General features: G+C 67.8%; 11 protein-coding genes. 4 read left to right on the forward strand and 7 right to left on the reverse strand.

The annotated features are described in order from the left end of the window. Positions 1-7 precede the first annotated feature (7 nt). From dcd to ACP97_RS13800, 3 genes are read left to right on the forward strand one after another with little or no spacing between them, the layout of a single operon-like run. Positions 8-649: a dCTP deaminase gene (gene dcd / locus ACP97_RS13790; RefSeq protein ID WP_049998367.1), complete on the forward strand. Its 642-nt coding sequence runs from the start codon at positions 8-10 to the stop codon at positions 647-649. Next, a complete protein-coding gene (locus ACP97_RS13795) occupies positions 646-1,533 on the forward strand; it encodes a thiamine-phosphate synthase family protein (RefSeq protein WP_049998368.1) in 888 nt (295 codons plus the stop codon). Before dcd ends, ACP97_RS13795 begins: the two co-directional genes overlap by 4 nt. Next, entirely contained in the window at positions 1,530-2,204 is a 675-nt protein-coding gene (locus tag ACP97_RS13800) for a class I SAM-dependent methyltransferase (protein ID WP_049998369.1), read from the forward strand. The genes ACP97_RS13795 and ACP97_RS13800 overlap by 4 nt, the downstream gene beginning before the upstream one ends. A 14-nt stretch (positions 2,205-2,218) precedes the next feature. On the opposite strand, the gene ACP97_RS13805 is transcribed toward ACP97_RS13800, so the two are convergent. Next, on the reverse strand, positions 2,219-2,638 hold the full coding sequence (locus tag ACP97_RS13805; protein WP_049998370.1) for a VanZ family protein: 420 nt from the start codon (positions 2,636-2,638) through the stop codon (positions 2,219-2,221). Between the two features lie 7 nt (positions 2,639-2,645). On the opposite strand from ACP97_RS13805, the gene ACP97_RS13810 reads away from it, so the two are divergent. Next, the gene (locus ACP97_RS13810; RefSeq protein WP_237561167.1) at positions 2,646-5,060 is read left to right on the forward strand and encodes a DUF2298 domain-containing protein; all 2,415 of its coding nucleotides are present in this window, start codon (positions 2,646-2,648) and stop codon (positions 5,058-5,060) included. A gap of 2 nt (positions 5,061-5,062) precedes the next feature. On the opposite strand, the gene ACP97_RS13815 is transcribed toward ACP97_RS13810, so the two are convergent. From ACP97_RS13815 to ACP97_RS13840, 6 genes are all read right to left on the reverse strand, one after another. Next, a complete protein-coding gene (locus ACP97_RS13815; protein WP_049998372.1) occupies positions 5,063-5,872 on the reverse strand; it encodes an ABC transporter permease in 810 nt (269 codons plus the stop codon). Next, positions 5,872-6,762, reverse strand: coding sequence for an ABC transporter ATP-binding protein (locus tag ACP97_RS13820; RefSeq protein ID WP_049998373.1), 891 nt, complete (start codon positions 6,760-6,762; stop codon positions 5,872-5,874). Before ACP97_RS13820 ends, ACP97_RS13815 begins: the two co-directional genes overlap by 1 nt. 10 nt (positions 6,763-6,772) lie before the next feature. Then, the gene (locus ACP97_RS13825) at positions 6,773-7,624 is read right to left on the reverse strand and encodes an ABC transporter permease (RefSeq protein ID WP_049998374.1); all 852 of its coding nucleotides are present in this window, start codon (positions 7,622-7,624) and stop codon (positions 6,773-6,775) included. Then, on the reverse strand, positions 7,621-8,772 hold the full coding sequence (locus tag ACP97_RS13830; RefSeq protein ID WP_049998520.1) for an ABC transporter substrate-binding protein: 1,152 nt from the start codon (positions 8,770-8,772) through the stop codon (positions 7,621-7,623). Before ACP97_RS13830 ends, ACP97_RS13825 begins: the two co-directional genes overlap by 4 nt. 172 nt (positions 8,773-8,944) lie before the next feature. Beyond that, positions 8,945-9,691 carry a phosphopantothenate/pantothenate synthetase gene (locus ACP97_RS13835; RefSeq protein WP_049998375.1) on the reverse strand — a complete coding sequence of 249 codons (747 nt, stop codon included), beginning with the start codon at positions 9,689-9,691 and terminating at the stop codon, positions 8,945-8,947. A 31-nt stretch (positions 9,692-9,722) separates the two neighbouring features. After that, on the reverse strand, positions 9,723-10,580 hold the full coding sequence (locus ACP97_RS13840) for a pantoate kinase (protein WP_049998376.1): 858 nt from the start codon (positions 10,578-10,580) through the stop codon (positions 9,723-9,725). Between the last annotated feature and the right edge of the window lie 74 nt (positions 10,581-10,654).

A 10,654-nucleotide genomic window follows, 5' to 3' on the forward strand; every position in this document is an offset into this window, starting at 1 on the left:
TCGCTGTATGATACTCTCCGATGGGGACATCCGCCGGCGGCTCGACGAGGGCGACCTCCTCATTGAGCCACTCGCCGACCCCGATCTCCAGATCCAGCCCGCGAGCGTCGATCTCAGGTTGGGCCGCGAATTCCTCGAATTCCAGCGGACGAACATTCCGTGTATTCACCCCGATTCCGAAAACGAGGTCGACGAGTACGTTACTGAAACCGTGGTCGATGAGGGCGGGGAGTTCATCCTCCATCCCGGTGATTTCGTGCTCGGGACGACCGTCGAACGGGTCGACGTGCCCGACGACCTCATCGCGCGTGTCGAGGGCCGCTCCTCGCTCGGACGGCTGGCGGTCGTCATCCACGCCACTGCGGGCATCGTTGATCCCGGCTATCGCGGGCAGGTCACCCTCGAACTCTCGAATCTCGGCACTGCGCCCGTCGCCCTCTCTCCAGGAATGAGGATCTCACAGGTCATCTTCACCGAACTCAAAAACGCCGCCGAAGTGTCCTACGGAACCGAGCGCGGCTCGAAGTATCAGGATCAGCGCGGACCGCAAGCCTCGAAGATCGGCAGCGACGACGAGTTCGGGGGGAGTCAGCGACCCGATAGGAAGAGCAACGACCGGCGAGCGAGCGGTGAGGACGACGAGCGATGAAGTTCGTCGAGGAGATCGTCGTCGACGAGTTCCTGCCCACCTTCCGCTCGCTGCTGGCCGAGCGCCTGCGCGAGCACGACCTCACCCAGAGCGAGGTCGCGGATATCCTCGGGATCAGCCAGTCGGCGGTCTCCAAATACGCCCACGGCGAGGTCGCGCGCAACGACAGAGTGCTCGGCGACGAGCGCGTCGCCGGTCTCGCCGAAGACCTCGCTGAGGGCCTCGCCAACGACGAACTCACGAGCGTCGGCGCGCTCGTCGAGATCGAGATCCTGATCCGTCGGCTCGAACGCGACGACCTGCTCGCCGAGTTGCACGCCGCGGCGGTGCCCGGACTCACGGAGTACGAGGGCTTCGACGTCCACGACCCCGACAGCAGCCTCCGGGCGGCCGAACGCGCCCGCTCGTCGGTTCGGCGGGGTGTCGGCACGCTCGAAACCACGAGCGGCTTTGTGGGACTTATCCCGAACGTCGGCTCGAATCTCGTCGAGTGCGTGCCCGGCCCGGCGGGAATCGACGACGTGGCGGGCGTACCCGGTCGCATCTTCGACGTGAAGGGTCGTACTACCGTGCCGGGCGACCCCGAATTCGGCGTGTCGGGCCACGTCGCGGGCGTGTTGCTCGCCGCGCGCGAAGCCGGCAGCGACGCCCGCGCCGCGCTCAACCTCCGCTACGACCCCGCGCTCGTCGAACGCCTCGAAGAAATCGGATTTCATACTGTGGAGTTCGACGGCGAACGCGACCCTGCCGACGCCATCGCCGCCGTCGACGCCGCCGGGGCGGACGCGCTCTACCACACCGGGGGATTCGGCGTCGAGGCCAACGTCTATCTGCTCGCGTCGAGCGCCGCCGACGCCGCCGCCCGCGTGCGCGACCTCGTATGACCGATTCAGGAGCGAGCGAGGCACAGGCGTTCTACGGCCGCTGGGTACGCCTCTACGACGCTATCGCCACCCTTCCCGGAGTCGGGTCGTGGCGCGAACGCGCCGTCGGCAGTCTAGACCTCTCGCCCGGGGACCGGGTGGTGGAGATGGGCTGTGGCACGGGCGCGAACCTGCCCTACCTGCGCGAGGCGGTCGGTGCGGAGGGAACGGTCGTCGGCGTCGATTTCACGCGCGGGATGCTCGATCGCGCTCGTGAGCGCGTGGCGGCCGAGGGCTGGGAGAACGTCCATCTCGTTCACGGCGACGCTACTGCACCGCCGGTCGAGCGCGTCGACGCACTCTTCGCCAGTTTCGTCGTCGGCATGCTCGAAACACCTGCAATCGTCGTCGAGGATTGGCTCGCGCTCGTCCGTTCCGGTGGACGAATCGCGCTGCTCGACGCCGCCCGCAGCACCCGTGCGAGCGCGAAACCGCTCGACGCCGCCTTCCGATTGTTCGTCGCTGCGAGCGCGCCGCCGACCACGCAGTTGCGGTACTCGAATCCGCCGTGGCGATCGCTCGACAGGCGCGTCGCTGCCGCGCGCCGCCCGCTCGAAGCCCATACGACCGAGTACGGTACCGAAGAGTTCGCGCTCGGGTTCGTCCGGCTCGCGAGCGGGCGCGTACCCTGACGACCACGGCGCGCTCACCGTACTGAGTCGGGCTCGTCGACCGGGACGAACCGAACGAACCGGGCGAGCCAGCACCAACAGAGCGCGAGGAGGCAGGCACCGACCGCATCCGCGAGTGCGTCGGCGACGCTCGCCGTCCGATACGAAAGCGGCCACTGGAGGAGTTCGACGGCGATGCCGAAGCCGATGGCCACACCCACCGCGAGCGCCAGCCGGCTGCGACCGTCTTCGATCGAGGCGTACGCGAGTGCCGCCGTCAGTGCCGCGTAGGCGACCGCGTGGGTCCACTTGTCCGCTCCGACGAGACCGAACGGGCCGAGAGTACGCGCCCCGCCGCCCGTCTCGACGACCGAGGCGACGAGCACGACGCCGGCGACCAGTACCGCGAGCGCGTAGCGCACACGACGGGCGGCGAGCGGGACGCCGGGTTCCATGTTCCCGATGTCTGCGAGCGCGCGGAAAAGCGGTGCGGTAGACGGGGCGGCGCTGCGGGTCGCCGGCGAGCGCAATCCAAAGGCGTATAACGGATCTACCCACAGAAATCAACGGATGGAGTACGGTCTCGTCGCGCTGTGGTGGCTGGCGTTCGTCGGTCTCGCGCTGTTCGGCCTGCCGGTCGCCGCGCGGCTGTTCGCCTCGCTGCCGGGTCGCGGTGCGGGCTTTTCGTTCGCCCTTTCGTTGGCGGTCGTGACGCTCGTCGCCTTCTGGGTCGGCTTCCTCGCGCTCGGCTGGGTCGCCCTCTTCGCCGGGCTGGCGGCGCTCGCGATCTGTGCGGTGCTCGCGGTCCGCTCGGGCGTCGCCATCGACCGCCGGGCGGCCGTCGAGGCCACGGTAGTGTTCACGTTCGTTTATTTGTTCGTGGTCGCGCTGCGCGCGGTCGAACCGGGCATCACGCCGGGCGGCGAGAAATTCCTCGATTTCGGGCTGGTGGCGTCGCTGTACCGGGCGGGGAGCCTCCCGCCGGAGGACTTCTGGTTCGCTGGCGAATCGATCATCTACTACTATGGAGGACACCTCACGGTCGCGCTGCTGGCACGTCTCACCGACACCGTGCCGTGGACGGCGTTCAACCTCGGGATGGCCGGTCTCTACGGCACGCTCGCCGCCGGCGCGTACGAACTCGCTGGCGCGGTCGCGGTCGGCCGACGGAAACTCCGCGCGACCCACGAGGGCCACACGCGAACGCTCGCGGGCGCGACGGCGGTCTTTTTCACTATGTTTGCGAGCAACCCCTCGACGGCGATTCGACTGCTCGTCAGACGCCTCCCGACAGTGGTGCGCGACGAGGCCGCCGATGCGTTCGCGGCCTCACACTCCCAGTTACCCGACTATCAGGTGCTCAGGCCGATTCCCGAGGGCTATCAGTACAAGGTCGCCGGCCGCATCATCCCGAAGACCTACGACCCGTTCCCCCTGTTCGGGGCCATCAGGGGGGACATCCGGCCGTATTTTCTGAGTACGCCCTTCCTGCTCTGTGCGGTCGGGCTGTGCTACGCCTACTACCGCACACCCGCCGAATCGATCCGTCGCCGCCGTGCGCTCGTCTTCGGTGCCGTTCCAGTCGTCGGCGGGTTCATGGCGCTGGTCAACACGTGGAGCCTGGCCATCGTCCTCGGGGTGGCGTGGCTCACGCTGACGTTCGCTCCCACCAGTCTGCGATCGCTCGTTCCCGCTCGGCTCGCCACCCCCATCGAGAACGCGGTGGGCCGCCCCGCGACCGACACGCCGCGAGGGGCACTCGCCCGCGTGGCCGGTGCGGCCGGTCTCGCCGGCGTCGTTGGCGTGCTCGCGGCGCTCGTCGCGCTGCCGTTCGTTCTCGGGCCGGTGCGTGCAGGGCCGAGCACACCGTTGATCGTCCTCGACGCCGCCGCGCGCAGTTCGGTCGGCTCGCTGCTACTGATTCACGGGGCCTTTCTCGCCGTCTTCGTCGCCCTCCTCCTCGGCCGTGTTCGCCGCCGCTGGTCGGCGGCCGTCGCCGTCGCCGGCGCGCTCTGGTTCGTCGCGGTCGTCGCGTTCACCCCCGCTGCGCTCGCGCCGCTCGCGCTGTTCGTGATCCCGCTCGCGCTCGGCTGGTATCTCCTCGCTACCGACCGCGCGGGCTTCGGCACCCTCCTCGTCGTCGCGGGCTTCGGACTGCTGACGCTCGCCGAACTCGTCTATCTCGCCGAAGGTGGCGAGGGGCGGTTCAACACGGTGGTGAAGACCTACATGCCGACGTGGATCCTGTGGGCGAGCGCTGCGGGCGTGTTCCTCCCGGCGCTCGTTCGCGGCCGGAGTCCGTGGACGTGGACGCGCCGCCAGCAGGTCGGGAGCGTGCTCGCCGCGCTCCTCGTGCTCTCGACGGCCGCCTTCGGCGGCGTCGCCGTCCAACGCCACTTCGCCCACCCCGGCGTCGAGGAACCGACGCTTGATGGACTGGCAGCCGCCGAGGAGAACGTTCCGGGGCAGGTCGCGGGCATCCGCTGGCTCGACGCCCGTCCGGGCCGGCCGACCATCGTCTCCGCACCCGGTCGGTACGTCTATCGGTGGAGCGCGAGTCCGGCCGCCAGCCTCACCGGCGTTCCGACGGTGGCTGGCGTCTCCCACGAAGCGCAGTATCGCGGTCAGGGGACGTATCTCGACCGGGTGTACGCCGTGAACACCATCTATCTCGGCGGGGCCGAGCGCCGTGCCGCGCTGCTCGAAACGTACGGCGTCGAGTACGTCTACGTGGGACCGACCGAGCGCCTCCGGTACGGTGATTTCGCGCCGTTTTCCGAACTTCGAGGGGTACGGGTCGCGTTCCGGGAGGACAACGTGACGATATACGAAATCGACCGAGAACGATTGGGTGCCGTGGAAAACGAAACGGGATGACCTCAGATCGCGTCGGTCTGCGTCCACGGCAGCTGTCGCGCGCCGACCCAGCGGACCAGTAGCGACGAGAGGTATCCCAACAGTCCGATGGATATCATGCCGACGATGATGGTCGCGTAGTCGCCCGCGATGTACGACGACCACGTGAGATAGCCGAGTCCCGACCCGGCGATCATCTCCGCGGCGACGAGGTTGACCCACGCCAGTCCCATCCCGTTGATCATCCCCGCGTGAATCGACGGGAGCGCACCCGGATAGACGACGTGTCGAAACGTCTGGAGCCGGGAGGTCCCGAGGCTCTCGGCCGCCCGCGGGTACTCCTCGTCGATGTCTCGAACGCCCTGGACTGCGTTGAGCAGGATGGGGAAGAAGGCCCCGAGGAAGGTGATGAAGAGGATGCCCGTATCGACCGGATAGTCGACGAGACCGACCGAGAGGATCGGGAAGACGAGCGCGACGACCGGGATCCACGCGACCGGCGGAACAGGTCTGAGGGTTTCGAGTGCCGGGAACGTGAAGTCAGCGAACACGCGATTCGAGCCGATGAGCAGCCCCACCGGAACGGCGAGCACGGCCGCGACGGCGAACGAGACGTAGATGCGGGCGGTGCTCACGAGCGCCGCCGTCCAAAAGGAGGACTCCGCGAGCGCCTCGGCGAACGTCGCGCCGACGTCGAGCGGCGACGGCAGGTTCGGGATCAACCCGAGGACCGTCGTCGCGAGCGCCCAGAGCAAGAAGACGACCACGACCGAGACGAATCGTCGTCCCCACTGGGCCGGGTCGAACCCCGAGACGCGCTCTGCGACCGCCATCACTGGGCCTCTGCCTGTTCGAGCGCGCGCTCGGCCTCGGCGTGGATGAGGTCGAGCGCACGACGTTTCACGCGCGTGAACTCGTCGGTGGTGACCATGTCGAGCGTGCGCGGGCGCTCCAGATCGACGTCGAGCACTTCCTTGACCTGGCCGGGGCGAGCGCTCATCACGACGACCCTGTCGGCGAGGAAGATGGCCTCCTCGACGTCGTGGGTGATGAAGAGGACTGTTCTGTCCTCGTCGCCCCAGACGTCGAGCAGGTTCTCCTGCATCAACTCCTTGGTCATCGCGTCCAGCCCACTGAACGGCTCGTCCATCAGCATGATGTCCGGGTCGTTCGCCAGTAGGCGGGCGAGTTCGGCGCGCTGTTGCATCCCGCCGGATAGCTCGTGGGGATAGGAGTTTTCGAACCCGTCGAGTCCCATCTCGTCGATGAGCGACGCCACGCGCTCGTCGTCGACGGCGTTTCGCATCTCGGGACCGAAGCGGACGTTCTCGGCGATGGTCTTCCACGGAAAGAGTCGATTCGACTGGAAGACCACTCCCCGCGAGGGGTCCGGCTCTGTGACGCGCTCGCCGTCGACACGGACCTCACCTTCGGTCGGCTGGAGATAGCCCGCCACACACTCCATGACGGTGCTCTTCCCACAGCCCGATGGCCCGAGCACGGTGACGAACTCGCCGGCCCCGATGTCGAGGCTCATCTCCTCGACGGCGACGACGCTGTCGCCGTCCGGGTCGTAGATCTTGGTCAGGTCGTCGATGTCGACCGCGCCGGTGGCCGACCCCGTGCCGGTCGTCGGCTGCTGGACGTCGGCCGCGCTCCGTTGGGTGGTTTCTGTGCGCTGTGCGCCGCCGTCGGCTTCGATGTCGTCGTTGCTGTCGTTCATGGGTATCTGGTCAGTTGGTTTCGCGTCGGTTCCACGCCGTTGCCCGGTTGCCGAGTCGCGTGACGAGCGCCGAGGAGGCGTACCCCAGAATGCCGATGGCGATCATCCCGACGAGCACGTCGTCGGTCGCGAGCAGTCGGTAGGCCTGATAGATGGAGTAGCCAAGCCCGAAGTTGCCGGCGATGATCTCGGCGGCGACGACCGTGATCCAGCCCAGCCCGATGCCGAGCGAGACGCCGGTGAGGATCGACGGTAGCGTCGCCGGGAAGATGACCTCGCGGAACACCTGCCTGCCTTCGGCACCGAGACTTTTCGCCGCGCGGACGTACTCGGTCTCGACGGTGTTGACGCCCTCGATGGTGTTGACGAGGATCGGGAAGAACGCGCCGATGAACACGACGAACACCACGGCGAAGCTGAGCTGGATGCTCAGAATCGTCACCGAGGGCAACAGCAGGATGCTGATGGGCACCCACGCGACCGGCGGAATCGGACGAAAGAGTTCGAGCGCCGGGAAGGTGAACTCCCTGAACCGCTGGCTCGTCCCGATGGCGAGGCCGAGCGGGATGGCGAGTGCGGTCGCCACGCCGACGCCGACGGCCACCCGGAAGGTGGAGTAGGCGGCGTGGAGGTAGATGGTGCCGCCGCTGGCGATCGGCTCGCCGGCGAGATACGTGGCGAACAGCGCCAGCGTCTCGACCGGTCCCGAGAGGAACTCGAAGCCGAGCACGCCGAAATTGACGAGCGCCCACCACACCAGCAGAAAGCCCACCATCGAGGCGGCCTGTCGCACCCGCCGGGGAATCCGGTCGAGACCGACGAGTCCGTCCTCGAAGCGCTCGGCGACCGTTCGCGTGCTCATCCCCAGCCTCCCACGCGGGCGCTCGCGTTGCTGGCGTTCCCGCCGCCGAAGCGCTTGGGACCGGTTTCGACACCGAGTTCATCGGCGGCCTGTTTCGTGAGGGCGGCCTTGTATCGGTCCTTGGACGGAATCGCGCCGATCGCGCCCTGCTCTTTGAGGAACTGCGGGCCGGTTCGTTTCAGCAGCTGATTGGCCTGCTTCACCGTCGTGAAGTCGGTGACCAGTTCGAGCCGGTTCACGCCGTTGCCGAGCTTGAGGGTGCGATAGAGCGAGGCTCTGAGCGTCGCACGGTCGTACGTGCTCAGGTCGCCCTCTTGGGCCACGAGGTCGAGCGTTCGCTCGGGCTGGGTGGCCATGATGCGTTTGGCTTCGAGTTCGGCCTTCAGCCAGCCGACGGCGGCCGCGCGGTCGTTTTCGATGAGCGAGTCGGGCATGATGATGCCAGCCGCATCCACCGTATCGAACTCCGCACCGGTGACGAGATAGCGCGCCTCGTCCTCCTGGAAGACCGCGCGCGCCATGTTCGGTTCCCAGCCGAAGCCGACCGGAAGGGAGCCCTGCCGGATCTCGGCGAGGATGTTCCCGATACCGTTGTCGACCAGTCGCGGGCTGACGCCCGTCTGTTCGACGACGTTCAAGTAGAAGCGATGGGTGCAACTACCCGTCGTGACCGCGACGTCCTTGCCGCCCATCCCTGCCGCTTTCGTGATGGGCGAGTTCTTCGGGACGACGGCGAGGTTACACTGCTGGCCCTCCGAGAAGCCGGCCGTGGCGACCGCACTCACTGGCGTCTTGTCGTTCGCTATCGCGGTGATCGTCGGCATGTCGCCGGTGTAGCCCACCTGATTCTTGCCGGCGATGAGCCGCGTTCCCACGATGGAACCCTGTAGCGCCGAATCCCACTGCTTGACCGAGTAGCCTTTCGGGAGATGCTTCTCGGCCAATCCGCCGTTCTTGATGACCAGCGCCGACCACGCCTCCGCGTAGTAGGGCTGGTAGCCGATGGTCAGTTCGCGGCCCGCGGAAGCTGCACTGCCGAGACAGCCCGCAAGTAGCCCCGTCGTCCCGATGGCCGCTCCCTGAAGGAACCGCCGACGAGAACTGGCCGTCGATGCCTCTGCCGGTCGTCGATAGTGTTGTTCGTTCATGTGTTGATCGGTGCCGTTCACGCCCCAATACATCGCCAACGGTATGCTGGCTCGCTTTTGACCGGGAACCGCCACATCCGGTTTCTAAGTTACCTGTGAGATATTATTGGGATGGGTTTAAATAACATTGTTGCTTTCGTCCGCAAGCGACAACAGCCGCGACGGCCGCGATTCAGTCCAGCTCGCCCGTCCGAATCGTCTGTTCCGCCGCTTCGAGCGCTTCCTCACGGTCGAACTCGTCGATGGCTCGCTCGCGGTCGGCGGCCGAACGGTCGGCCAACGCGCGGGCGTGGGCGGCGATGTTCGGGATCGCACGGACGAGGTTGTCGACGACGGGCACGGCGGCGACCTGCGGCGAGCGCGAGAGCGGGTTGAGGTCGACGACCACTTCCACTTTCCCCATCTCGTCGAGCGCTTCGGCACGGTCGCCGTCCTCCAGGGGGACGAGCACGACGTCGGCGGCATGAATACCGTCGGCAGCGACTTTCGCGCGCTCGCTTGCGAGACCGGGAATCCGTGCGTCCGCATGCTCTCCTTCGACCTCCGTAGCCCCGTGTGCGCGGAGGTGGTCGGCGATGGCGGCGACGCGCTCGTCGGTGCGATTGAAGAGGTTCACCTCGATGGTCGCCCCCGTCGCGTCGGCGAGGGCGACGATCCCGTCGGGCACCAGCGCCGCGGCGTTGCCGTTGACCGAGATGACGGGTTGTTCCGCACGAAGGAGATGGGCGGCGGCGGCGCGCTCGGCGCGCTCGGCGCTCGGGATGGTTCGCTCGCCGAGCAGGTAGTCGAAGGCCTCGCCGCGCCCCTCGGCGATGAGTCCCTGCTTGTGAGTGAGGCCGGCATCGACACCGGCTTCGATGCGATGGCGGGTGCGGAGCGAGTCGCTGCGGGGATGCTCGTCGGGCACCTCGGTCGTCATGGCCACACTGCGCGGCCGCTCGGCAAAAGCCTTACACCAGTCGTGCGCCCGCACGATCGATGTCGCAGACCGCCGGGTCGTAGCCCGCGTCGGTCAATCCGTCGCCGAGGGCGACCACCGTCTCGCCGAGCATCGCCATCGCCGCCTCGCCATCGACGTCGAGAACCGCGTCGATGGCGCGCTCCACCGGCGGGGTGAGCAGATCCGCTCCCTCGGCGAACGCCCGCGAACACGCGAACAGTCGAGGAAGGGTCGGCTCGTCGAGCAGATCCGTGAGCGCCCGCTCGCCGGCCCGTGTGAGTTCGTCGACGTCGCCGCCGATGATCTCGCCCGTCGAGCGCCCGCCGAAGGAGACGTACTCGATTCGTGTGGGTGGGGCGGTAATCCCGTCGAGGGTACCGTGTCCGGATGCGCCCGGTTCGCGCCTGAGGGGGACCCCGCCGCGGGCCTGTGCGACCACGTCCCCGAGACCGGTGCCCGCTGCGACCTCCGCCGCGTGGGCAGTCGTGACGAGTTCGTTTTCCGTCCGGCCGAGGCCGAACGCCTGATTCGCGGCGAGCGCCGCGCCGAGCGCCGCCCCGCCCGAGACGCCGAAGCCGGCGCTCACCGGCAGTTCGGACTCGATTTCGACCGCCGCGTGCACGCCGAGTTCGTCGAGTGTGCGCGCCACCGCGTCCATCGCGACCGTCTCGCCGTCGAGGACGACCGTCGTCTCGGGGGCAGCCGCGAGGTCGACGGTCACACCATCCGAGAGCGCGATACCCGCACCCCGTGATCCAGCCTTTCGAGGGTTTTCGGCCGGATGGACGCTGAACAGCCCCGTGACGTGACCGGGAACGAACGCCCGTGGCTGGGTGTCCCCGCTCCGTCGGTGTGTTGGGGCCGCCATATCGGGGGTCTGGGCGACCGGCGGCATAAACCCGTCAGATTCCGACGCCGGCGACTGCCTGCGACAGGGTTTTG

It is taken from the genome of Halococcus sediminicola, assembly GCF_000755245.1.
Taxonomy (GTDB): Archaea; Halobacteriota; Halobacteria; order Halobacteriales; family Halococcaceae; genus Halococcus; species Halococcus sediminicola.